Genomic DNA, 21013 nt, shown 5'->3' with positions numbered 1-21013 from the left:
CAAAACCCGACATCGTCTCACGGCGCGCCACCCTGTTCAATGGCGCGCAGGCGGTAAGCAGGAGGCGCCCTCCATGCTCGCCAAACAGATATGGTAACGTGTTCCGCACCAGTGCAGGTGCCTGGGCTGGCGGAGTGCTTTTGTTCAAGGTTGCTGGTGAAACCCTGGTTAGCAAGGAGAGACACTATGCCTGACGCTATACTGATCGAAGGCATTACCTTTCACGCCTATCATGGTGCTTCTGACGAAGAGCAGGCGGTGGGGCATCGCTACAGCGTGGACATCGTGCTGGAGTACGATACCCGTTCCGCCGCCCAGAGTGATGACCTGTCGAAGACCATCAACTACTCGGCGGTGGCGAAGCGTGTGTTAGCCATCGGCACGGAGAACCAGTATCGGCTTATCGAGACGTTGGCGGAGCGAATCGCCGAAGACATCCTGCAGAACTTTCCCGCGTCGGCGGTAGAGGTGACGGTGCGCAAGCTGTTGCCTCCGATGAAAGTGCCGGCGCAGGCGACGGGTGTGCGGATACAGCGGCGACGATAGGTTGCAACATCCTCCTCTGTCATGTTACAATAAACCTGCACTTCTGGGGGGAGGGCTTTCGATGATTATCGGCTTAGGCGCAGACCACGCAGGTTACCACCTGAAAAACATTGTACGCTCGTACCTGCAGCAGCAAGGCATCACCGTACGCGACTTTGGCACCCACACCGACTCCCCATGCGATTACCCCGACTTCGCGATGATGGTGGCTAACGCGGTAGCACAGGGAGAGTGCGATTTGGGTATACTCATTTGTGGCACGGGAGTGGGGATGAGCATCAGCGCAAACAAGGTCAAAGGCATTCGCGCCGCACATGCCCAGGACCCGGTGACCGCCCGGCTGTCGCGCCAGCACAACGATGCGAACGTGCTGTGTATGGGTGGGCGCATTATCGGAGCCGAGCTGGCAATGGAAATCGTAAGCGCATTTCTCAACGCTTCGTTTACCGACGAGGAGCGACATGCCCGTCGGGTACACAAGGTAAAGATGCTGGAGAAACGCTATACCGAGGGAGAAAGTGAACGTGAGTCTACTGGATAGTCGCCTCATGATGCACTACCACCGAACCGCTCCGCTGTCGGAAGTGGACCCGGAAGTATTCGCCGCCATCGAGAACGAGAAAAAGCGTCAGCATACTCACCTCGAACTCATCGCCTCCGAGAATATCGCCAGCAAAGCGGTGCTGGAGGCCATGGGCTCGGTGATGACCGACAAGTATGCGGAAGGCTATCCCGCCAAGCGCTACTATGGCGGTTGCGACAATATGGACGTGGTGGAGAGCCTCGCCATCGAGCGAGCGAAGCAGTTGTTTGGTGCGGAGCATGCCAATGTACAGCCTCATTCTGGCGCGCAGGCGAATCAGGCGGTGTATAGCGTGGTGCTGCAGCCGGGCGATACCTTCCTCGCGATGGACCTGTCGATGGGTGGGCATCTCACTCACGGGAGCCCGGTGAACTTCTCGGGCACATTGTATCGCGCGGTGCACTACGGCGTGCGTCCGGATACGGAGGAGATAGACTACGACCAGGTACGCGACCTCGCCCGGCAACATCGCCCCAAGCTGATTGTGGCAGGTGCCAGCTGCTATCCGCGCATTATCGACTTCGCCACCTTTCGCGAGATCGCCGACGAGGTGGGTGCGAAGCTGTTGGTGGATATGGCGCATATCGCGGGTCTGGTGGCCGCAGGCGAGCATCCCTCGCCCATCCCCTATGCTGATTTCGTCACCACCACCACCCATAAGACTCTGCGGGGTCCACGCGGGGGGATGATACTGTGCAAGGCGGAGTACGCTCAGGCGATCGACAAGGCGGTGTTTCCCGGAATGCAGGGCGGGCCGCTGATGCACATGATCGCGGCAAAGGCGGTCTGTTTCAAAGAAGCCCTGCAGCCGGAGTTCAAGCTGTACCAGGCGCAGATTCGTCGCAACGCCCGCGCGCTGGCGGATGGACTGGCTCAGCGTGGTTTTCGGCTTGTCTCCGGAGGTACGGACAATCACCTGATGCTGATAGACCTGCGCCCACAGAAGCTCACCGGTCGTAAAGCGCAGGTGGTGCTGGATAGCGTGCATATCACCGTCAACCGGAACATGATACCCTTTGACCCCGAGAAGCCCTTCGTCACCAGCGGCATTCGTCTGGGTACGCCGGCAGTAACCACACGCGGCATGGCGGAGCCAGAGATGCAACTGATTGCTGCGCTGATTGCCCGCACGCTGGAGGCACCGGAGGATACGGATCGACTGGAAGCGGTGCGCCGGGAGGTGCTTGCCCTCTGCGACCAGTTCCCAGTACTGGCATAATAATCAGTGGGGAGTGAAAATGGCGGACACGAGACCATCGTGGGACGAGTATTTCATGCGCATCGCCAAAGAGGTCGCCACGCGCGCTACCTGCCCGCGTCGGTCGGTGGGGGCGGTGATTGTGCTGGACAGGCGCATTCTCACCACCGGTTACAACGGGGCGCCGCACGGACTGGCGCACTGCACCGAGGTGGGCTGTAAAATCGTGGACGGACACTGCCAGCGCGCCCTGCACGCGGAGCAGAACGCCATTTTGCAGGCGGCGCTGAACGGGGTGTCCACGCGCGGCGCAACGGTGTATGTGACCTGCCAGCCCTGCAACGCCTGTGCCAAGATGATTATCAATGCGGGTGTCGTGCGTGTGGTCTTCGAAGGGGACTATCCCGACCCCTTTGCCATGGAGCTGTTCGAGGAGTCGGGGATAGAGCTTTTACGACTGCGCGATGGCGTCGCGGAGACCATTTTCCCCGGCAAGAGGAGAGATCGCCGGTGCGAGTAGCCTTTTTTGCCTTCATCATCGCGATGATGGTTGCCACCCTGGTGACCCCTGCGGTGCGGACGTTTGCCATACGCATGGGCGTGATCGACCAGCCGGACGAGCGTCGTGTGCATCGCAGACCCACACCGCGCTGGGGCGGAATCGCCATTTACCTCGCTTTCTGGGTAACGGTCGTGCTGATGTCGCTCTGGCTGGGGACGTGGAGCAAGGCGTTGACGGCGATTCTGGTGCTGGGAACGGTCATTGCGCTGTTCGGCATGGTCGACGACAGGTATCAGCTCAGCCCATTGTGGCAGATGTTGATTTTGCTGGGGGCAGGGGTGGCTCTCACGCTGTTTGGCATCCGCATTGAAGGCGTCACGCATCCCTTTGCGCCTTTGATGCCCGGCGAATATCGCCCGGAGTACTGGGTGCCGCTGGGCTTCTGGAGTGTTCCCGCCACCGCATTGTGGGTTTTTGTGGTCACCAAAACGGTGGACGCGATTGACGGGCTGGATGGGCTGGCGGCTGGTGTGACCGCCATTTCCGCCAGCACGCTGACCCTGATGGCGGTGTCGGAGAAGCAACCGGCGATAGCCATTCCTGCCGCTGCGCTGGCTGGTGCGTGCGTGGGCTTTCTGCGCCATAATATCAACCCCGCCTCTATCTTCATGGGAACTGTCGGTGCGCAGTTCATCGGCTTTGTACTGGCAACGCTGGCGATAGTCGGTACGTTCAAGGTAGCTGCCACCATCTCGGTGCTGGTGCCGTTACTGGTGCTGGGAGTGCCCTTCTTCGATGCCTTCTTTGTGGTTTCACGCCGCGTGCTGGCGCGCCAGCCTCTGCATAAGGCGGACATGAGGCACTTTCACCACTGGCTGGTGGGACGGTTGGGCCACCGGCGTGCTGTGGTCGTTATCTGGTGCATCGGGCTGTTGTTCAGCGCAGCCGCTTTCACCCTGTACCGGATGACGAGGTAGCCTTCCATGACGTCCCCCCTGCAAGTGATGACGGTGTTCGGCACGCGCCCCGATGCGGTGAAGATGGCGCCGGTGGTACTGGAACTGCAGCGTTATGAGCCGCACGTGCAGGTCAGGGTCGTGGTGACCGGTCAGCACCGTGAGATGCTGGATCAGGTTCTGCAGGTTTTCCGTATCACGCCTCACCATGACCTCAACATCATGCAACACGGGCAAACGCTGACGCAAATCACCGTGCGCGTGCTGGAGGGGCTGGACGCCCTGCTTCGGGAGCAGAAGCCGCATGTGCTGCTGGCGCAGGGTGACACCACCACCACCTTCGTGGCCGCGCTGGCGGCGTTTTACCATCAGGTGGCTTTTGGGCACGTGGAGGCGGGTTTGCGCACATACCACAAGTATAACCCTTTCCCGGAAGAGATGAATCGCCGGCTGGCGGGAGCCATCGCCGACTTCCACTTCGCCCCTACCCCCAAAGCGCGGGAGAACCTTCTACGGGAAGGCGTGAATCCCGAGAGCATCTGGGTTACCGGCAACACCGGCATCGACGCTTTGCTGATGGTGGCGGAAAAACCCTACCCGATGACCGACCCACTGCTGCAGCAGGCGATGGCTTCGCCGTTGCGTACCGTACTGCTCACCGCACACCGTCGCGAGAACTGGGGCGAGCCACTGTGGCGTATCTGTTTGGCAGTCAGGCAGCTGGTGGAGCGCTTTGAGGATATTCAGGTGGTCTTTCCCATGCACCGCAACCCTTTAGTACGGCAGACGGCGACGGAGGTGCTGGGCGGGGTAGATCGCGTCATCCTGACCGACCCGCCCGAATATGCGCCGTTTGTGAAGCTGATGCAGCACTCGACCCTTATCCTCACGGATTCAGGCGGTGTGCAGGAAGAGGCTCCCAGTTTGGGCAAGCCGGTGCTGGTGCTGCGTGAGACCACCGAGCGACCCGAAGGGGTGGAAGCCGGAACTGCCCGGCTGATAGGCACGGATACCGAACGCATTGTGGAGGAGGCAAGCCGCTTACTGAGCGACGAGGATGCTTACGGGCAGATGGCGCGTGCGGTGAACCCGTATGGGGACGGCAAGGCGGCTCAGCGCATCCGGCAGGTGCTGTTCGAGCATTTCGGGGTCAGCGCATGAAGGGTTGCTACCTGTGGCAAACCCGGTGCGTTTGCCCGTTCTCGAGGGCGAACGGTTGAAGCTGTACCCGGCAAAGGGGGGCGTGGTGTTACGGGCGGATGCGCTGTTGCGCGGGATAAGACAGATGTTTCTCACTGCTTCGGAGGAAAAAGGGCAGACATGAACCTGTTAGAGGCTGTGGTGCTTGGCATTCTGCAGGGGCTGGGTGAGTTTTTGCCCATCTCCAGCTCGGCTCACCTGCTGATTGCCCCCTGGTTGTTCGGGTGGGAGGAAGGCACTCCGCAGGAGAAACTGGTGTTTGACGTTGCCCTCCATCTGGGCACGACGGTGGCGGTCATCGGCTACTTCCGGCAGGATTTGCGGCGGATTTTCGGTTCGCTACTGCGCCCGGCGAACCCTCATGCGGAAGACCGTCGCATGGCGTGGATGATTCTGCTGGCGTGTGTGCCGGGTGCGGCGGCGGGCGCGTTGTTTGAGGACGTGATTGAACAGAGTATCCGCACGCGCATCGCGCTGATTGCCGTGTTGTTGATAGCGATGGGTATCGTGCTGTTCCTTGCCGACCGTTTCGGCAGGCGTGAGCGTTCGCTGGATTCTCTGAGCACCTTTGAGGGTTTTCTGATTGGCTGTGCGCAGGCGCTGGCGCTGATACCGGGCGTCTCCCGTTCGGGGGCGACCATTACGGCAGGATTACTGCTGGGTTTGACGCGCGAGGCGGCGGCGAGATTTTCGTTCCTGCTTTCCGCCCCGATTACTTTGGGAGCCACGCTGTGGACGTTTCGCCATCTGGTGACATCGCCTCCCGCTGGCGAACAGCTGATGGTGATGATGGCGGGCGTGCTGACATCGGGCATCGTGGGCTATCTGTCTATCGCCTTCCTGCTGCGCTACCTGCGCACGCACTCGGTGAACCTGTTCCTGTGGTACCGGCTGGTGGTGGGTCTGCTGGTGCTGGTGGTGTGGTGGATGAGGGGATAAACTGAGAACGACAAGGAGGAAAACCAAATGCGTGCGACCGTAGCCTTGCTGCTATTACTGGTCAGCGTCTTACCGGCAGCGAGCCAGCTGTCTTCCCTGCAGAGCCTGACGCAGCTGCGCCACGAGGTCACGCGGCGCGAGTCCAGCAGCGACCCCGACTGGCGCAACGGCAACCGCGATGCCCGTCCCATCGAGCCGGGCGAGACGCTGGTTCTCGCCGACCTGAAGGGACCGGGCGAAATCACGCACATCTGGTGCACCGTTGCTGCCGCTGAACCGCAATACTCGCGCTTGCTGGTACTGCGCATGTACTGGGATGGCGAGGAGCATCCTTCGGTGGAGTGTCCGCTGGGAGACTTCTTCGGGCTGGGGCATGGCTGGGACGTGCCTTACGACTCTCTGCCCGTGCGAGTAACCGCCAACGGCAGGGCACGCAACTGCTACTGGGTGATGCCCTTCCGCAAATCGGCGCGAATCACCGTGACGAATGAGGGGAGACTGCCCGTCCGGCTGTTCTTTTACACCATCGACTGGCGACAGCTGCCCGGCCTGCCCAAAAACACGCCCTACTTCCACGCGATGTATCGCCAGGAGTTCCCCACGGTGATGGGGCGCAACTACCTCATCGCCGATATCGCGGGGCGCGGGCACTATGTGGGCACGGTGCTCAGTTGCCGACAGCTCGCCCGCCGGTGGTGGGGCGAGGGCGATGACTTTTTCTTCATCGACGGCGAGCACGAGCCCAGCCTGCGAGGCACCGGCACGGAGGACTACTTCTGCGATGCGTGGGGCTTTCGCCAGCACTCCGGACCATTCTACGGCGTGCCGCTGATGGAGGGTGAGACCGTGGGGGCGCGCTCCAGCGTGTTTCGCTGGCACATCAACGACCCCATCACGTTCCGCAAGTCGTTGCGTTTCGAGATGGAACACAAGGGTGCCACCAGCAAGCCAGACGGCAGCCTGCAATCGGGCTTCGAGGAGCGCGAGGACGACTTCTCCTCCGTCGCCTTCTGGTATCAGCTGGAACCCCACAAGCCCTTCCCGCCGATGCCGAAAGGCTATGCCCGCGTGTTCCACACCATCGCCAACAACGGCACGGAGGCGGAAACGCTGCTGGAACGGGTGAGTGTGAGCGCGGGCAGGGTGGAGAGGCAGGAACTACCCCTGTTCAGCGGTGGGGCGCAGCTGTTCTGGACGCCGGACACGGAGGGACAGACGCTGAGCCTGCCCATCGAGGTGAAACAGGCTGGGCGGCACGTGCTGTTCCTCGTCACCACCTACTCGTTCGACTTCGGCATCTTTGATCTGGAGCTGGACGGCAAGCCGCTCGCGACGTTTGACCTGTACGCGCGCAGTCCCTACCTGCACGAGCAGGTGGTGGAGCTGGGCTATCTGGAGCCCGGCACCTACACGCTGACCCTGCGCAACAAGGGCAAAAACGCCGCTTCGAAGGGCTACTTTCTGGGTATCGACGCGCTATTCGTAAGGCGCATGGTGCGGTGACAGGAAACGGCGGTGGGGGCGTGCCTGCGTTTGAACCACACGACACACCCGTAGGGGCAGGTCTTGTGCCTGCCCATGCAACGGCAACGACAGGGGCAACCACAAGGGTTGCCCCTACGGTGGGGGATGTGGTGGGGGCGTTTAAATCCATCACCACGGTTTTGTATACACGCGGGGTCAAACAATCGGGATGGTCCCCGTTTGTCGGGCGGCTGTGGCAGCGTAATTATTACAAACACATCATCCGAGATGCGGGGGAACTGGAACGCATCCGCGAATATATCCTGAACAACCCTGCCAATTGGGCAACCGACGAGGACAACGTTGCCGTATTCTCTGCGTCCGGACGTCAGGAGGTAGGGTAGCGCGTCGCGGGCAACAGTTCCACGATGGTCATCGGGCGCAGTGGCTCTGCGGAGCTGTCCTTGCCTGCCTATCGCTTCTTAGACCCGGCGGTGAAGGCGAACATCTCGCGCCTGGAGAAGGGCGATCTGGTCATCAGCCACGCGACCTTCCGCCAGCCGGTCAAGATTCGCTTCCCGAGAGCCGCGTATCTGCAGGAGGGAAGTGAATCATGAGGAGGTGAGAGACTATGACATCGAAACGGAAGCCAGACGCCGGTGACGCAAGCCATGCGCAGGAACCCGAGATTACCGTTTGGGTGCGCAGGGACATGCGGGATTGGCGCAAGGCGCTATTCCGGGCGAAGGGTATTTCCGGAATCCGCTCGAACGAAAGGGTCTGGTCAAAACCCGCCGTATCGGACGGGCAAAAGCCTGTCGCCTTCCCGACCAAGAGGAGACCCTTCCACCAACGTTGTGCTCGAACGAGGAAGCCCTTAGCGGTTGACATCATCCCGTTCGTGGGTATACAATGGGTATGGGTGGTGAGCCAGGCGTGAACACCTTCGAACAACAGCAGATACTGAAAGAAATAAGGCGGCTCGAGAAAGACCTGTACTATTTGAGAACCAGGCTGGCAAATCTCAGAACGAGAGACCAGCTGTGCCGTTATCCGGGTTCGGAAACAGGTGATTCCAGTTCGCCTTCTCTGGCGGATTTAATCGCCGCGGTAGGCAGGCACTCCAAAGGTGGCAACAGCGTCGTAGACGTACAACTGGAGCGCGAGCGGTGAAGCTGGTTGTCGATAGCAACGTTTTCATCAGCGCTCTCGACCCAAACGACGTGTTCCATAGCCAGTGTTACCCTGTGCTTGAAAAAATGCTCAGTGCGCAGCTAGAAGCCGTGTGTCCCGTTTTGGTGCTCGCGGAGGTCACCTGTGTTATTCGGAGAAGAACGGGCTCCGAAGGCGTTGCAGCTGCCGTCTGCCACCAACTCGTTCGATGGTCATCGATAAGCTGGACTGACATTACACTGGACGTAGCGGAGTCTGCCAGTATATTGGGAGCGCAAATCGGAGTGAAAGGAGGTGATGCTATTGTTCTGCAGGTTGCATTAGAGTACGGCGTACCGCTGTTGACGCTGGACAAAGAGATGAGGCTCAAAGCCCCGCCAAACGTGATGGTCATTACGCCGTCCGATACCGCGTAAAGCCGTGCTTCACATCTGGAGTATCTCCAGCGGTAGTGAACATCCATCGCCCCAGGCCTGGAAGGCGGCGGATTTCCACTGGATAGTCCAGCGACAGGTAGAACTCCAGATCTGGCTTCATCTTACTCTCCTCCAGGCAGAGGTCTTGCCTCTGCTTCATAGATGTCCCTGATTGCCTTCAGGACGTTGCGAACATATACCGCAAGCATCACCCCTCCGGCAGCAGAAGGCGTAGCAGCTCCTCTTCCGCTTCCTTCGTCCAGAAGCGACCACCCTCCAGTTTGGCGTAGACGGTGGGGAACTTCTCCTTCAGCTCCGCCAGCGACATCAGTGGCAGGTCGGGTATCTGCGGGAAGATGACCGTCTTGCCGGGGAAGCGTGCCTCCATGAGTGCCCGTATGCCCTCATGCGCTGCTCTCATGCCACCGATGGCTGCCAGCGAGGCGCGGGTCTGCAATTGACCGCTTTCCATCTGCTCCAGCGTCAGGCGGATGTCCGCCAGCGATGAGCCGCTGCTGCCAAAGAAGCGCACGCTGCGCCCGCAGATAGCATTTGCATCCAGACAGGCTTTGACGCCGCGCGCCACCCCTGCGAAGATGTTATACACACCGCCATCGGCAAGGAGTCGTGCGGAGTCGGCGACCACGTCGGCTATCGGTACCATGTTCACGATGTCGGTGAACCCTCTGCCGTCGGTGAGTTCCAGCAGTTTCTGGTGGAATGCCTGCGGTTCAAACTCTTTGGGGTTCAGGATGGCGAAGCGGATACCCCGCCGTTCGGCAGAGGTGGCGTAGCGCTCGCGCACCGCTTCGAGGCGTACCGCGTCCACATCCGTTGCCACGATGAGGGCAGGCGCGTTCGGATGTTGCACGGCGCGCTGCACATGCATCTGCCCCATGGGTCCTCCGCCTCCCACAATCCAGCAGGCACCGCCCGGGAGGAGGTCACTGCGCAGAGGGATGGCGTTTGCATCGGCAAGTTTGTCGCTGAACGCGCCTACCACCCAGAGGCTATCGTAGTGGATGCGTCCGATGTCCAGACTCAGGCAGCGATCGAACGGGGTGCGACGCAGTATCCACAGTACGCCGCCTTTTGCCAGCAGGTCCGCCACGCCTTCGATTGCTTCCGGGGGCAGTTCGCCAATACACAGGATGTCGTTGTAGCCGCCTTCCGGGGCGTGTCGGCGCGCGGCATCGACGGTCGCTTCGTCCTCCACCAGCTCCATGCCCGACTCGGCGACCAGTCGGACCAGTTCCGCACGCACCTGTCCCCCTGCACTGAGGGCGACCACCCTGCGGGGGCGATGTGTATCGGTGATGGCATCGCCCAGCGTAAAATCGGTGTGCGGGATGCGCTCGCCCATCACCAGCAGCGCCACGCCGTCATGCTGGATGTGCTGGCGGCGTTTCTGAGAATAGGATGCCACCACGCACGCCCACGGCTCCACCAGCGCGGCTTCCACGTAACCGTCCTCGTCCCGGATGGGTAGCAGGTAGCAGCCCTCATCCCCCTCGATAATCTCCTTACCGATGATGCCGTACTGCGTCATCGCGCCCGGCAACACGTAGCCGTACGCGATGCTCTTGCCCTGGTAAAACACGTCCGCCTGCACGATGAACCGTTGCCCGACGTGGAAACGGTCTTGCAGATTCTTGCCGACCTTCACCACGGTGCAGGAGACCTCGTGCCCCAGCACCACTGGCTCCTTTTGAAGGTCACGCCCAACCAGCCGGGGATGCTTCTCGCCCAGCGAGACCACCTTCGTGTCGGAAAAACATAGCCCCAGCGCATCGATACGCACCAGCAGTTCATCATCGCCGGGTTCCGGCACGGGCACCTCTTCGGGCTGTCCGTTCTTCCCCAGGTTCTCCAGCCCTGCCCCGTAAAGGTGCCAGCGGAGCATCTTCTGAGGGATGGGATGCTGTGCATGGCGATATCTGTTCCATTTGTCCATTGTATTCACCTTCCTTCGTCGTTCCGGTTGTCCTCGCGCGAGGCTTGCAGCTGGGCGATAATCGCCTGCCGATACGCCTCATCGGGGCGGGTGTAAATCCGTTCCACATGGTGCGGCGCGAGAAAGTTCGGTCCTCCTGCCGCCATTGTACCCAAAAGTATCTTCACGGTTTTCACCGCCATGGCGGTGGCGGCTATCACTTTCTGCGGTGTCTCTGCGGGAGTAATCAAGCCGTGATTTTGCATCAGGATGACCTTCGGCAACACGCCGTACTGATGCACATAGTTTTCCACCCGACGGCGCAGTTCGCGCGCCAGGGGCAGACCGGGGTCGGTGTAGGGAACCCACAGCGGCGCGATGCCGCACACCACGATTTCGTCGGGGAACAGGCGTCCCGCCAGCAGTTCTTCGGCGTGTTGCGAGCAGAGCAGGGCGTTGACCGCTACCGGATGGGTGTGTCCGACAAAGCGAATGCCCGGCAGTGATAGCAGATAGGCGTGCAGGAAGGTTTCTACCGAGGGCATCTGCTTTTCCTGCGGGTCTACCCGGCTGGTCTCCAACGCCGTGCGGGTGGCTTCATCGGTTTCGGCGGCGTGTTCCAGTGCGTGCAGTGTCTTCTGCAGGTCGACGCGCACGAAGCCCTGCTCGGTGATGTCCATCAGGCGCGTACCGCTGGCTTTCACGTAGAAGGTTTTGCCATCTTCCGCCAGAGCGGAGGTATTGCCTTCGCCCAGTATCGCCAGTTCCCGATGCTCGGCTCCCAGCCAGTGCGAGAGTTCCACCAGTTGTTGCAAAATGCTCATTCGTTGTTTCCTCCGCTATTATACTTCAGCAGTTTCTCCCAGCTCAGGGTTCCGTCTGCTTCGGCAAATTGGTTCAGAAGGTCACGCGCGAACCGGTTCTTTGCTTTGTCCATTTCTTGCTCGAAAACTCTTCGATGTTGTTCGGGATAGTCTTTCATCAAACGGATAACCTTCAGGTAAAAATCTGGGTCGCCTGTTAGCTCCTGCCAAAATGCCTGTCCTGCGACATGCCGATAAGAACGCTTTCCCCTTGCTGGCAAGTTGCGCTTGCCATAAGCAGCACCAAGAATCGGGTCAAACTGCTTGCGCGTCTGGCGAAGATATTGCTGCAAACGCCGACGCAGCTCCTCGAATTGCTCGTTCATCTTCTTCGCCTGGCTGGAGTTGAAAATGTTTGGACCGGACTTAACGGAAATGGCCTTATAGGAAATCTCTCCTTCAACCTCGATGTCTATTCCCTCCGCAGACGATTTCTTACCCCCACTCACCGCCAAAGCCACAGGCTCAATAAACTCGGTGCCAAAAAGTGTCTCATCGGAAGCCATGATATGCTGTTGCAGGACGATTTCTACCAGCTGCGCGGCGGAGGAGATGCCAATGGCACGGAGCAAATAAGGGTTCTTTCGTTTAAGCACATCAAACAGTTGCACCTGCGTCAGATTGGCAATCCGCCGTTCGTAGAAGCGTTCCAGCCTTTGCTTGATGAGTTCCTCCAGTTCATCAGGGGTCATAGGGCGTCCTCTCTTCGGCAAAGGTATACAGGTTCGGCTGGCGGGATTCCTTTTCCATTCTTTCTCGGGCGACCTGCACGTACTCCGGGTTCCACTCAAAACCGATGTAGCGACGTCCCAGACGCACGCAGGCAACCGCCGTTGTTCCGGAACCGATGAAGGGGTCCAGCACCACATCACCCGGCTCCGTAAAGAGCTTGATGAACCATGCAGGCAGGTCTACGGGGAAGGTGGCGGCGTGGTTGCGGTTGTAGCATTCCGTTGCCATGTGTAACACATTGGTAGGGTAGGCCCACTCCCGTCCAATCCAGTTCGCCACGCGCTTGCCGAAGCCACTGCCCACGCGCGAGACATCTCGGCGAAGGTCGTTTTCGCTCAGCTTGCGCAGTCGGGAGTGGCGCCACTCGCCCATTGGAACCATCACTGCTTCCTGAAACATCTTGAACTGCTTCTGTTTGGTGAAGTGCAGGCATCGCTCCCACGCGTCGCGGAAGCGGTTCGGCCACTTTCCCGGGTAAGTGTTCTTCTTGTGCCAGATGTATTCTTCTGTCCAGAGCCACCCCTGCTCGCGCATCTTCAGGATGAGTTCAATCACATAAGTATGTCGTTCCCCGTTCACCACACGCTCTTTGATATTCAGCACGAAGGAGCCCGTGGGTTTCAACACACGCTTCAGCTCAGCGGAGATGGGCAGGAACCAATCCACGTACTCATCGGGGTGAACGCCGCCGTACACGTGTTTGCGTTGATCGGCATATGGGGGAGAAGTCACAATAAGGTCCACGCACTCATCCGGCAGCTGCGGCAGCAGCTCCCGACAGTCGCCTTCCACAATCTGGTTGATGAACCGCTCCAGACCGCCTGTTACTTCCATTGAAGGTTCCTCTGCATTCATCATGACACCCCCTGCTTGGCGCGGGATCCTCTATCGGTATTATACTCTGCCGCTTTGCTCACGGCGAGGGTGTGTCCTCTATCAGCCGTTTGACGCCTTCGGAGATGGTTCCGTCGGGGGCTTTCCAGACCTCGATGCGCGTGCCCCGCTCCTTCGCCCGCCGACAGAGACGTTCCATGACACCTCCAGCCCGCACCCAGACCGCAAACACGACGTCCGCCAGCGCGAATACCAGCTCGTCCCTGCGCTGATTGTGCAAGCCCAGGCTGCCCGCCTGCAAGGGGAACGGCGACAGCACCAGGTCGCGGTCGGTGCGGAACTCCAGCTCATACAACCTCGCCGCCGGGAACAGTGGACGGTTCAAACCTTCGCCCAGCGCGTCCAGAAGTCCCCTGTCCAGCACCGTCACCGAGGGCTTTTCCGCCCGAATCGCCGCGATGGCGACCCGTTGATAGGGCGGCGTGTTGTGCCCGGTGACAGGGATGCCGCCTTCGCGAGTCGCCTGTCGGGTAATCTCGTCTGCTGCCTCCAGCGCCAGATGGGGTGCGTCGCGCGAGCAGGCGACCGCGAAACGCCAGCCGTCCTGCAACAGATGCAGGTTGCCAAGTGCGAACAACACCGGCGGCGCAAACTCACAAAAGGCTTCCAGCGCCATGGGATATAGCCGATGCTGTGCGGTCAGCACCTCCACACCGTGCCGCCGCACCAGTGCGTCCATCTGCCCGAACTGCTTCCGCCAGTCGGCATTGGGTTCGGTTAGTGCCTGCGCCGCCTGTGCCGAAAGTCCCCATTCCTGCTGCAAAGTCTGCGGCGGCGTGGACAGGAACTCGTCCACAGACACGCCCGACCGCGCCCAGCGGTGCAGCACCTGCGCGATTTGACGCTCCCCCAGATGCGGCACACAGGTCAATAACAGGGCGAACCGGGAGGGCAACCAGTATCGTTTCGCGGAAGCCATAGCGGTGTCTCTATTCCCCGTGGCAACCGTGTTCTCCTGCGGCAGGATAGCGATAAGCAGAACCCGAAAAGGTGCTGTAAAGTACTTGGCCCGGAGGAACTGTAGAGAGGATGCGTGTGTTAATCACGGGAGGAGCAGGAAAGCTCGCCCAGCATGTGGCACAGGCGCTGTGCAACAGGCATGAGGTGATACTGACGGATAAAAACCCGCTGCCGCAAGATGGTGAGGACGTGCGCAGGCACATGCCGTTCCTGCAGGGGGATTTGACCCACAAGGAGCACTGCTTTCGCGTGACGGAAGGGATGGACGCCATCGCGCATTTGGGAGCTATCGCCGGCGCAGGACCCGAAACGTTTGCGGTGAACACGGTCAGCACGTGGAACCTGTACGAAGCTGCGCAGGCGCACGGTGTGAAGCGCGTCGCGCTTGCCAGCAGTATCAATGCGCTCGGCTTGGGACCTTACCGCGTTTCGGAAAAAGGATTCCCGTTGCAGCGGTTGCCGATAGACGAAGAACAACCCGCCGACCCACAGGACAACTATTCCCTGTCCAAGTATGTCAACGAGCTGACCGCGCGTGCTTTTTTCAGTGCGTACGGTATCCGCACACACTGCCTGCGCCTGTGCGGCATCTGGCGACCGGAGTGGTTCGAGACCTACCATCCTCGCCCACTGGAACAGCTGAAACGCCCGAATCACGAGGGTTATCTGGTAAGCACGTGGCACTACGTACATTCAGTGGACGCCGCGGAGGCGTTCCGGCTTTCGCTGGAAGCGGATGATGCGCCCGGCTTTGCCGTCTACTATGTGGTGGCACCGGTTACCAACCGCCCCGAGCCGACGAGGGAGCTCATTGCCCGCTTCCTGCCGCAGTGGTTGCCGCTGGCGGAAGGGATTACAGGCAGGCATGGGTTGTACAGCACCGCAAAAATCGAACGCGAGCTGGGCTGGCAGGCACGCCATCTGTTGTCCGAAGAGCGCCTGAAAGGAGGCACGCCATGAAAATCACCGAAGTGCGCGTCATTCTCACCTGTCCGGGGCGCAACTATGTGCTGGTGAAGGTGCTGACCGACGAAGGGGTGTACGGTGTTGGGGACGGCACACTGAACGGTAGCGAACTCGCAGTTGCCGCCGCTATCGAGCACCTCTCGCATCTGCTACTCGGCATGGACCCGCAGCGCATCGAGGACATCTGGTATTTCCTGTACCATCACACCTACTGGCGAGGAGGACCGGTGTACGCGGCGGCAATCGGCGCGATAGACATCGCCCTGTGGGACATCAAGGGCAAAATGGCTGGAATGCCGGTGTATCAACTGCTGGGTGGCGCGGCGCGGGATAAGATACTCTGTTATGGACACGCCGGGGGGCGCACTCCGCAAGAGGTGGAGGAGAACGTGCGCCGCCTGCAGGCGAAAGGATACAGGGTTATCCGCGCACAGATTGGAGGCTATGGCGGTTCGGGCATGGTGCGCACCGAGCCGTCGCCACGCCCGGGTATTCCGCCCACTCAATACTTTGACCCCACGCCCTACATGCTGGAACACGTGAAGTTGTTTGAGTATCTGCGCAAGCAGCTGGGTGATTCGGTCGAGCTGTGTCACGACGTGCACGAGCAGCTCACGCCCATTCAGGCGGCATGGCTGGCGAAGCAGCTGGAGCCTTACCGGCTGTTCTTCCTGGAAGACCCACTACCGCCTGAGCAAATCCAGAGCTTTGCGCTGGTGCGGCAGGCGTCCACCACTCCGCTGGCGATGGGCGAGATTGTGCACAACCGCTACGATGCGCTGCCTTTGCTCCAGAATCGATGGATCGATTACCTGCGCTGTGCCCCGATGCATATCGGGGGCATCACGGAGATGCGCAAGGTGGCTGCACTCGCCGAGACGTTTGGGGTGAGTATGGCGTTTCATGGCGCGGCGGATTTGGGACCGATTGCGCAGGCGGCAGCGGTGCATCTGGATATGGTAATACCTAACTTCGGCGTACAGGAGTGGGTGACGTTTCCCGAAGAGGCATACGAGGTGATGCCGGGGGCATGTGAATTTCGGGACGGTTACGCCTATCCCCCTGAACGCCCGGGCATCGGGCTGGACATCAACGAGGAGTTAGCAGCGAGGTATCCCTATCAGCGGGCGTTCATGCCTCTGGTGCGGCGCGAAGACGGAACGATGCACAGGTATTGAAGAACGCGGATGAACGGATGCGGGACTCTCCTGCGCATAGGGAACCTCCCTGCCTGGCGAGCAACAGTTAAGGCTGTGTAGTGTCTTTATCGATAAAAGGGCAATTCCGGAGGTGCGGTCTCGATGTCGGTGAAACCACCCAAACCGATGCAGACGGGTGAGTATCCCAGTTCGCGCGCTATCCTCGCGCTGGTATTCGGGATACTGGGGCTGTTAAGCATGGGGTTGTTTGCCATACCCGCGTGGATACTCGGCAAAGCGGAGCGTCAGGCTATCGAGCGGGGCGCATCACCCGAAGCGGGGCGCGGCATGGCAGAGGCGGGATACATTCTGGGAATTATCGGTGTGGTGCTGCTGGTCATTGCCGCCCTGTTCGTGCTGGGATGGGTAGCCCTTGTCCTGTACGCTATCTCTCGCGGGTAATAGGCGCACGGTAACCTCAGCAGGAGTTATGCACATGACGGGGAATGGTCATTATCGATGTCATTCTCAGCGGAGCGAAGAATCTCAGAGACCCTTCGCTGACGCTCAGGGTGACAATGGTGAGATGCTTCGATTGCGGTCAAAATGACATGAAATTGTCTTTGCATTCGGTAAAAAGTAGGACCTGCACCGTGTTCATCTCCGCTGCTTGAGCACTGCAGAGTAATATTTTTCCTTCCCACCGTCCTCGCGGCGAGCCAGCCGAATCAGCCATGAAACGCCTTGCGTCTGTTCCAGAATAAGTTGACACATGTCTACCTTACGCCTGTACAGGGTGGAAGGAGGTGAGTGTGATGGAAGTGGAACGCGAGGCGAAGCTGTTTGAGGCGGGTTCCTACCCTGACAAGGGATTAGACGTCAGTGAGGAGCAGCTGCAAACGCTGGTGGACAGCTTCACCACGCCTGTTCCGCTGATGGTCGAACACCTGTCGCAGGGCTGGCAGATTGGGCAGCTGAAGCGGTTGTGGCGGCGGGGCAAGGAGCTGTTCGGCAGGCTGGCGCTTTTGCCGGAGGCGGAGGCGTTGCTGAAAAGGCTGGGTATCCGCGGCATCAGCGTGGCGGTGACGCCCGATGTCAAACGCATCGTGGAAGTATCGGTAACGGCAACGCCGCGCGTGGCAGATGCGCGTTTGCTGAGCGCACATGCAGTGACGTTTTCGGGAGAGATTTTGCTGACGGAGGTGACGGCGTTGGAACAGGACATGGAGGCGCTACGCCAGCGGGCGGAGGCGGCGGAGTTTGCCCTGCGCGAGCGCGAGGTGGAAGAGACCCTTCAGCGGTGGTTGCGTGCGGGCAAGCTGACGCCTGCGGTGCGCGAGATGGCAAAGACGCTGTTGCTGCAGGGCACGCAGACGGTGACTTTTGCGGGTGGCAGTGCCAGCGTGGCGGAGGTGTTTTTCCGCTTCGTGGAGGCGTTGCCGCCGATGGTGCGCTTTGGGGAGGTAGCACCTGCAGGCGATGAGGAGCAGCCGCTGAGCGCGGAGCAGGAGGCTTTCTTACGCAAGTACTGGGGCGACCTGCCGGTGGAACAGGTTGCCCGCTACATGTCGCAGGGAAGGAGGCGATGAACGATGCCAGCGTTGACGGGACCGTACGACCCGCAGGACAAGCCGGGCGAGCTGGTGAGCTACAGAGTGGGCGCGAATGCGGTAATCCACAAGGGCGCGCTGGTGAGCGTGCGCAGTGATGGTTACGCCTATCCATCGCGCAGCGGCACGAGCAGTGATGTGTTCGTGGGTGTGGCGTTTGAGAGTGCGGACAACACGGGCGGCGCGGCTGGCGCGAAATCGGTTCGCGTGTGGAAGAGCGGCACCTACGTATACAACGGCAGTGGCTTCACGCAGGCGAGTATCGGGCAAGCCATGTATGCGGCGGACGATAACACGCTGACCACCACAGCGACCAACAACCAGCTGGTGGGTTATGTGGTGGAGGTGCTGTCGTCGACGCAGGCGCGCATTCGGATTGACAACGCGGTGCGATAGGAGGTGGAGCGATGCCAGCGATTACACGCAACGAGATGGGCGCGCTGCTGGAGGCAGGGTTACGTGCGGACTTCTTTGAGGCGTACCGGCATCAGGTGGAGAATGCCATTTACCCGCAGATTGCGACCGTCATCCCGACCGAGCTGCCCGTGCAGAGGTACGGCTGGCTGGGCAGTGTGCCTGCCATGCGCGAGTTTGTGGATGAGCGGATGCCCAAGGGGTTACGCGCCTACAACTACACCATTCAGGACAGGGTGTGGGAGAGCACCATCGCGGTAGAGCGGCGCGCGCTAGAGGACGAACAGATTGGCGCCATTCGTCTGCGGGTTCAGGACCTGGGACGGGAGGCCGCGCGACACAAGGACTTTCTGGTGGTAAAGGCGCTGCTGGACGGGTTCAACACGCCCTGCTACGACGGACAGCCCCTGTTTTCGAACGCACACTCGGAGGGCGATAGCGGCGCACAGAGCAACACCACCACCCAGCCCCTGAATCCTGACAGTCTGCAGAACGCCATTTCCAGCATGATGCTTTTCAAGGACGACCAGGGCGTGCCGCTGGGCATCCTGCCCGACACGCTGCTGGTGGGACCGCGCTTGCGCTGGGCAGCGATGGAGCTGCTGGAGTCGCAGGTGGTGGTCGTCAAAGCGGGTTCCGGTGATAACACACCCTATCGCAACGTGTTGCAGGGTGCGTTGCGGCTGGTGGTCAGCCCATATATCACAGGCAACCAGTGGTTTGTGCTGGACACCAGCCGGGCGGTGCGCGCGGTGATCCTGCAGGAGCGGTCGGATGTGCCGGTGGAGTTTGCCGCACTGGAAGACCCGTCGGTGAGCGAGAGCGTGTTCCTGCGGGATGTGGTGTATTACGGTGCGCGAGCGCGTTACGGCGTGGGCTACGGCTTGTGGCAGACGGCTTTCGGCAGCAACGCCAGCTAAGTGTTTCCCTACCATCCCCTTCTCCCGTGAACCGGGAGAAGGGGCTTTTTGCAAAGTTCTTGGAGGTGCACGGATGGACATCGGCATTCAGGTGATGACACTGATTGGAGCGATGGTGTCGGCGCAATGGGCTTTTGCCCGGTTGACTCTGCGCGCGTTAGAGCGCATCATCCAGGCGCAGGAACAGACGCTGCGGGAACATCTGGTGCGGCTGGAGCAGGCGGTGCGGGGCAACACCGAGGCGCTTCAGGCACTCAAGGAGACCCTGGCAGGCGTCAAACTCAACGGCTCGCGGCGAGTGACCTGTGGAAAGGAGTGAGAGACGATGCGGTTCACGGATGCGACAGGGCGATGGCAGGCGGTGCGGAGCGACATGCCTTTGCCTGTGGCGGGTGGGCAGGTACTGCAGTGGCTCTCCGACGATTTCGCCACGTTGAACACGGACACCTGGGAGGTGTCTGGCACTCCATCGGTCGGCAGCAGCGAGCTGTCGCTATCCGCTGGTCAGGCGTTGTTGAGCCGTCAGTGGTTCCAGCCACCGTGCTTGATTGAAGCGGTCTGCACCATGACAGCCCGTGCCGGTACCGACGATTTCCGCATTGGTCTGTACACCGACGATAATAACCTGGTGGAATGGCGAGCGTCGGGCACTACTACCAGCAACATGGATGCGGTGCTGCGTGCGGGTGGAGTCGCGGATGACCAGACCGGCATCAACGTCGGTGCAGCCAACAACTCCTATCGCTTAGCCAGCATTTACGTCGGTGTGGGCGAAGCGGTGTGGTCGTTCCGCACCATCAACTCGCAGATAGTGCGCAACGAAGTGTATCGCATTCGGGAGCATGGTATCCCCAGCGGCCCGTTCCGTGTGCGGTTGGCGGGTCTGGCGGGCACGAGCCAGATGAAGGTTCACCGAGTGCAGGCGTATCAGCTGGCGGATGTGGTGGTGCCTGGTGCGCTGGGACACCATATCGACAACATGGCTATTCCCGTGCGGTTGACCAACACCCCGTTCATAGCGCCGCCTACCAACATGGCACTTGGTGCTGTTCAGGTAACCACTGATACGTTCGCGTCGCTGGCAGCTGGTTCGGTGGGTACGGGTTCCAACCGTGCGGGGTATCAGGAGCAGACGCATGTGCAGGCGTACTTCAGCGGTGACCAGCCGTTTACGTGCTGGCTGGAGTGTCAGGTAGATGGCAGCAACTGGGTCGTGATTTGGTACGGTTCCAGCAGTGACGCTACGGCGGATGGTGTGACCCGTTACTATGCGGTATCGCCGATACTGCAATGCATGGGCAGCCGCAACTATCGGGTCAAGGTGCGCAACGGCGGAGCAGCAGCAGGCAACTTCCGTGCGAGTATCTCGTTTGCGATTCTGTAAGGGGGTAACGGCATGAGAGCATACGTTAAGGCGGTCGGTACGAATGTGACATTGGTGGACATTGACGCTGGCGAGAAGGTCACGGTGTCCGCCAGTTCGTTGCAGAAGCTGTTCGGCGTCGTGCCACAGGAAGGCGAAGTATGGGACTATCGTGCGGCGCGGCTGGATGAGATTGCCGAAGTGTTCCGCAAATGGCAGGCTGTGCAGCAGGCGTAGGTGGG

At 60.4% G+C, this 21013-nt stretch carries 28 protein-coding genes and 1 pseudogene; 23 read left to right on the top strand and 6 right to left on the bottom strand.

Annotated elements, in window-relative coordinates; all coding sequences use genetic code 11:
- The first annotated feature begins 186 nt into the window (after window positions 1-186).
- The 14 genes and pseudogenes from folB to K6U75_01615 all read left to right on the top strand — a co-directional run bounded on the left by folB (window position 187) and on the right by K6U75_01615 (window position 8977).
- Entirely contained in the window at window positions 187-546 is a 360-nt protein-coding gene (gene folB, locus K6U75_01680) for a dihydroneopterin aldolase (protein MCL6473754.1), read from the top strand.
- Window positions 547-607: 61 nt separating this feature from the next.
- Window positions 608-1087 (top strand): ribose 5-phosphate isomerase B, encoded by a 480-nt coding sequence (gene rpiB, locus K6U75_01675; GenBank protein MCL6473753.1) that lies wholly within the window; start codon window positions 608-610, stop codon window positions 1085-1087.
- 10 nt (window positions 1088-1097) lie between these two features.
- Window positions 1098-2348: a serine hydroxymethyltransferase gene (locus K6U75_01670; GenBank protein MCL6473752.1), complete on the top strand. Its 1251-nt coding sequence runs from the start codon at window positions 1098-1100 to the stop codon at window positions 2346-2348.
- A 19-nt stretch (window positions 2349-2367) separates the two neighbouring features.
- Window positions 2368-2847 (top strand): cytidine/deoxycytidylate deaminase family protein, encoded by a 480-nt coding sequence (locus tag K6U75_01665; GenBank protein MCL6473751.1) that lies wholly within the window; start codon window positions 2368-2370, stop codon window positions 2845-2847.
- Window positions 2838-3806 (top strand): undecaprenyl/decaprenyl-phosphate alpha-N-acetylglucosaminyl 1-phosphate transferase, encoded by a 969-nt coding sequence (locus tag K6U75_01660; GenBank protein ID MCL6473750.1) that lies wholly within the window; start codon window positions 2838-2840, stop codon window positions 3804-3806. Before K6U75_01665 ends, K6U75_01660 begins: the two co-directional genes overlap by 10 nt.
- Before the next feature lie 6 nt (window positions 3807-3812).
- Window positions 3813-4946, top strand: coding sequence for a UDP-N-acetylglucosamine 2-epimerase (non-hydrolyzing) (wecB, locus tag K6U75_01655; GenBank protein MCL6473749.1), 1134 nt, complete (start codon window positions 3813-3815; stop codon window positions 4944-4946).
- Window positions 4947-4959: 13 nt separating this feature from the next.
- Complete coding sequence (locus K6U75_01650; GenBank protein MCL6473748.1) at window positions 4960-5109, top strand: hypothetical protein; 150 nt, start codon at window positions 4960-4962, stop codon at window positions 5107-5109.
- Window positions 5106-5924: an undecaprenyl-diphosphatase UppP gene (uppP, locus tag K6U75_01645; GenBank protein MCL6473747.1), complete on the top strand. Its 819-nt coding sequence runs from the start codon at window positions 5106-5108 to the stop codon at window positions 5922-5924. Before K6U75_01650 ends, uppP begins: the two co-directional genes overlap by 4 nt.
- A 27-nt stretch (window positions 5925-5951) precedes the next feature.
- Window positions 5952-7427, top strand: coding sequence for a DUF2961 domain-containing protein (locus tag K6U75_01640; GenBank protein ID MCL6473746.1), 1476 nt, complete (start codon window positions 5952-5954; stop codon window positions 7425-7427).
- Between the two features lie 20 nt (window positions 7428-7447).
- Window positions 7448-7792, top strand: coding sequence for a hypothetical protein (locus K6U75_01635; protein ID MCL6473745.1), 345 nt, complete (start codon window positions 7448-7450; stop codon window positions 7790-7792).
- Window positions 7793-8005, top strand: a pseudogene (locus K6U75_01630) (ATP-binding protein).
- A 14-nt stretch (window positions 8006-8019) separates the two neighbouring features.
- Window positions 8020-8328: a hypothetical protein gene (locus tag K6U75_01625; protein MCL6473744.1), complete on the top strand. Its 309-nt coding sequence runs from the start codon at window positions 8020-8022 to the stop codon at window positions 8326-8328.
- A complete protein-coding gene (locus K6U75_01620; GenBank protein ID MCL6473743.1) occupies window positions 8325-8561 on the top strand; it encodes a hypothetical protein in 237 nt (78 codons plus the stop codon). The genes K6U75_01625 and K6U75_01620 overlap by 4 nt, the downstream gene beginning before the upstream one ends.
- Window positions 8558-8977: a type II toxin-antitoxin system VapC family toxin gene (locus tag K6U75_01615; protein MCL6473742.1), complete on the top strand. Its 420-nt coding sequence runs from the start codon at window positions 8558-8560 to the stop codon at window positions 8975-8977. Before K6U75_01620 ends, K6U75_01615 begins: the two co-directional genes overlap by 4 nt.
- Here K6U75_01615 and K6U75_01610 read toward each other — a convergent pair.
- The 6 genes from K6U75_01610 to K6U75_01585 all read right to left on the bottom strand — a co-directional run bounded on the left by K6U75_01610 (window position 8955) and on the right by K6U75_01585 (window position 14318).
- Complete coding sequence (locus K6U75_01610) at window positions 8955-9098, bottom strand: hypothetical protein (GenBank protein MCL6473741.1); 144 nt, start codon at window positions 9096-9098, stop codon at window positions 8955-8957. The two genes, K6U75_01615 and K6U75_01610, sit on opposite strands and share 23 nt — an antisense overlap.
- 87 nt (window positions 9099-9185) lie before the next feature.
- Window positions 9186-10931: an alcohol dehydrogenase catalytic domain-containing protein gene (locus K6U75_01605; GenBank protein MCL6473740.1), complete on the bottom strand. Its 1746-nt coding sequence runs from the start codon at window positions 10929-10931 to the stop codon at window positions 9186-9188.
- A 5-nt stretch (window positions 10932-10936) separates the two neighbouring features.
- Window positions 10937-11734: a class II aldolase/adducin family protein gene (locus K6U75_01600; GenBank protein ID MCL6473739.1), complete on the bottom strand. Its 798-nt coding sequence runs from the start codon at window positions 11732-11734 to the stop codon at window positions 10937-10939.
- Entirely contained in the window at window positions 11731-12465 is a 735-nt protein-coding gene (locus K6U75_01595) for a cytoplasmic protein (protein ID MCL6473738.1), read from the bottom strand. The genes K6U75_01600 and K6U75_01595 overlap by 4 nt, the downstream gene beginning before the upstream one ends.
- Window positions 12455-13339, bottom strand: a complete 885-nt coding sequence (locus K6U75_01590) for a site-specific DNA-methyltransferase (protein MCL6473737.1) — start codon at window positions 13337-13339, stop codon at window positions 12455-12457. The genes K6U75_01595 and K6U75_01590 overlap by 11 nt, the downstream gene beginning before the upstream one ends.
- Window positions 13340-13418: 79 nt before the next feature.
- Window positions 13419-14318: a DNA-processing protein DprA gene (locus tag K6U75_01585; protein ID MCL6473736.1), complete on the bottom strand. Its 900-nt coding sequence runs from the start codon at window positions 14316-14318 to the stop codon at window positions 13419-13421.
- Between the two features lie 110 nt (window positions 14319-14428).
- Between K6U75_01585 and K6U75_01580 the strand changes: the two genes are divergently transcribed.
- The 9 genes from K6U75_01580 (at window position 14429) to K6U75_01540 (ending at window position 21008) form a co-directional block, all read left to right on the top strand.
- Window positions 14429-15319, top strand: a complete 891-nt coding sequence (locus K6U75_01580; GenBank protein ID MCL6473735.1) for an NAD(P)-dependent oxidoreductase — start codon at window positions 14429-14431, stop codon at window positions 15317-15319.
- The gene (locus tag K6U75_01575; GenBank protein ID MCL6473734.1) at window positions 15316-16503 is read left to right on the top strand and encodes a D-galactonate dehydratase family protein; all 1188 of its coding nucleotides are present in this window, start codon (window positions 15316-15318) and stop codon (window positions 16501-16503) included. Before K6U75_01580 ends, K6U75_01575 begins: the two co-directional genes overlap by 4 nt.
- A gap of 147 nt (window positions 16504-16650) precedes the next feature.
- Entirely contained in the window at window positions 16651-16926 is a 276-nt protein-coding gene (locus K6U75_01570; GenBank protein ID MCL6473733.1) for a DUF4190 domain-containing protein, read from the top strand.
- A gap of 353 nt (window positions 16927-17279) precedes the next feature.
- Complete coding sequence (locus K6U75_01565; GenBank protein ID MCL6473732.1) at window positions 17280-18053, top strand: phage protease; 774 nt, start codon at window positions 17280-17282, stop codon at window positions 18051-18053.
- 3 nt (window positions 18054-18056) lie between these two features.
- Window positions 18057-18470, top strand: a complete 414-nt coding sequence (locus tag K6U75_01560) for a DUF2190 family protein (protein MCL6473731.1) — start codon at window positions 18057-18059, stop codon at window positions 18468-18470.
- 11 nt (window positions 18471-18481) lie between these two features.
- Window positions 18482-19408: a Mu-like prophage major head subunit gpT family protein gene (locus K6U75_01555; protein ID MCL6473730.1), complete on the top strand. Its 927-nt coding sequence runs from the start codon at window positions 18482-18484 to the stop codon at window positions 19406-19408.
- Between the two features lie 73 nt (window positions 19409-19481).
- Window positions 19482-19727 (top strand): hypothetical protein, encoded by a 246-nt coding sequence (locus tag K6U75_01550; GenBank protein MCL6473729.1) that lies wholly within the window; start codon window positions 19482-19484, stop codon window positions 19725-19727.
- A 6-nt stretch (window positions 19728-19733) separates the two neighbouring features.
- Entirely contained in the window at window positions 19734-20792 is a 1059-nt protein-coding gene (locus K6U75_01545; GenBank protein ID MCL6473728.1) for a hypothetical protein, read from the top strand.
- A gap of 12 nt (window positions 20793-20804) precedes the next feature.
- Window positions 20805-21008 carry a hypothetical protein gene (locus K6U75_01540; GenBank protein MCL6473727.1) on the top strand — a complete coding sequence of 68 codons (204 nt, stop codon included), beginning with the start codon at window positions 20805-20807 and terminating at the stop codon, window positions 21006-21008.
- Window positions 21009-21013 lie beyond the last annotated feature (5 nt).

The sequence above is a fragment of the Bacillota bacterium genome, assembly GCA_023511455.1.
Taxonomy (GTDB): Bacteria; Armatimonadota; HRBIN16; order HRBIN16; family HRBIN16; genus HRBIN16.
Note: the sequence above shows the minus strand (reverse complement) of the source record. Positions and strands in the feature narration are given on the sequence as shown.

Bases quoted from the DNA above. Each gene is read 5' to 3' on its own strand.
- folB (MCL6473754.1), top strand. From the start codon at position 187: ATGCCTGACGCTATACTGATCGAAGGCATTACCTTTCACGCCTATCAT.
- rpiB (MCL6473753.1), top strand. From the start codon at position 608: ATGATTATCGGCTTAGGCGCAGACCACGCAGGTTACCACCTGAAAAAC.
- K6U75_01670 (MCL6473752.1), top strand. From the start codon at position 1,098: ATGCACTACCACCGAACCGCTCCGCTGTCGGAAGTGGACCCGGAAGTA.
- K6U75_01665 (MCL6473751.1), top strand. From the start codon at position 2,368: ATGGCGGACACGAGACCATCGTGGGACGAGTATTTCATGCGCATCGCC.
- wecB (MCL6473749.1), top strand. From the start codon at position 3,813: ATGACGTCCCCCCTGCAAGTGATGACGGTGTTCGGCACGCGCCCCGAT.
- uppP (MCL6473747.1), top strand. From the start codon at position 5,106: ATGAACCTGTTAGAGGCTGTGGTGCTTGGCATTCTGCAGGGGCTGGGT.
- K6U75_01640 (MCL6473746.1), top strand. From the start codon at position 5,952: ATGCGTGCGACCGTAGCCTTGCTGCTATTACTGGTCAGCGTCTTACCG.
- K6U75_01625 (MCL6473744.1), top strand. From the start codon at position 8,020: ATGACATCGAAACGGAAGCCAGACGCCGGTGACGCAAGCCATGCGCAG.
- K6U75_01610 (MCL6473741.1), bottom strand. From the start codon at position 9,098: ATGAAGCCAGATCTGGAGTTCTACCTGTCGCTGGACTATCCAGTGGAA.
- K6U75_01605 (MCL6473740.1), bottom strand. From the start codon at position 10,931: ATGGACAAATGGAACAGATATCGCCATGCACAGCATCCCATCCCTCAG.
- K6U75_01600 (MCL6473739.1), bottom strand. From the start codon at position 11,734: ATGAGCATTTTGCAACAACTGGTGGAACTCTCGCACTGGCTGGGAGCC.
- K6U75_01595 (MCL6473738.1), bottom strand. From the start codon at position 12,465: ATGACCCCTGATGAACTGGAGGAACTCATCAAGCAAAGGCTGGAACGC.
- K6U75_01590 (MCL6473737.1), bottom strand. From the start codon at position 13,339: ATGGAAGTAACAGGCGGTCTGGAGCGGTTCATCAACCAGATTGTGGAA.
- K6U75_01585 (MCL6473736.1), bottom strand. From the start codon at position 14,318: ATGGCTTCCGCGAAACGATACTGGTTGCCCTCCCGGTTCGCCCTGTTA.
- K6U75_01580 (MCL6473735.1), top strand. From the start codon at position 14,429: ATGCGTGTGTTAATCACGGGAGGAGCAGGAAAGCTCGCCCAGCATGTG.
- K6U75_01575 (MCL6473734.1), top strand. From the start codon at position 15,316: ATGAAAATCACCGAAGTGCGCGTCATTCTCACCTGTCCGGGGCGCAAC.
- K6U75_01570 (MCL6473733.1), top strand. From the start codon at position 16,651: ATGCAGACGGGTGAGTATCCCAGTTCGCGCGCTATCCTCGCGCTGGTA.
- K6U75_01565 (MCL6473732.1), top strand. From the start codon at position 17,280: ATGGAAGTGGAACGCGAGGCGAAGCTGTTTGAGGCGGGTTCCTACCCT.
- K6U75_01560 (MCL6473731.1), top strand. From the start codon at position 18,057: ATGCCAGCGTTGACGGGACCGTACGACCCGCAGGACAAGCCGGGCGAG.
- K6U75_01555 (MCL6473730.1), top strand. From the start codon at position 18,482: ATGCCAGCGATTACACGCAACGAGATGGGCGCGCTGCTGGAGGCAGGG.
- K6U75_01550 (MCL6473729.1), top strand. From the start codon at position 19,482: ATGGACATCGGCATTCAGGTGATGACACTGATTGGAGCGATGGTGTCG.
- K6U75_01545 (MCL6473728.1), top strand. From the start codon at position 19,734: ATGCGGTTCACGGATGCGACAGGGCGATGGCAGGCGGTGCGGAGCGAC.
- K6U75_01540 (MCL6473727.1), top strand. From the start codon at position 20,805: ATGAGAGCATACGTTAAGGCGGTCGGTACGAATGTGACATTGGTGGAC.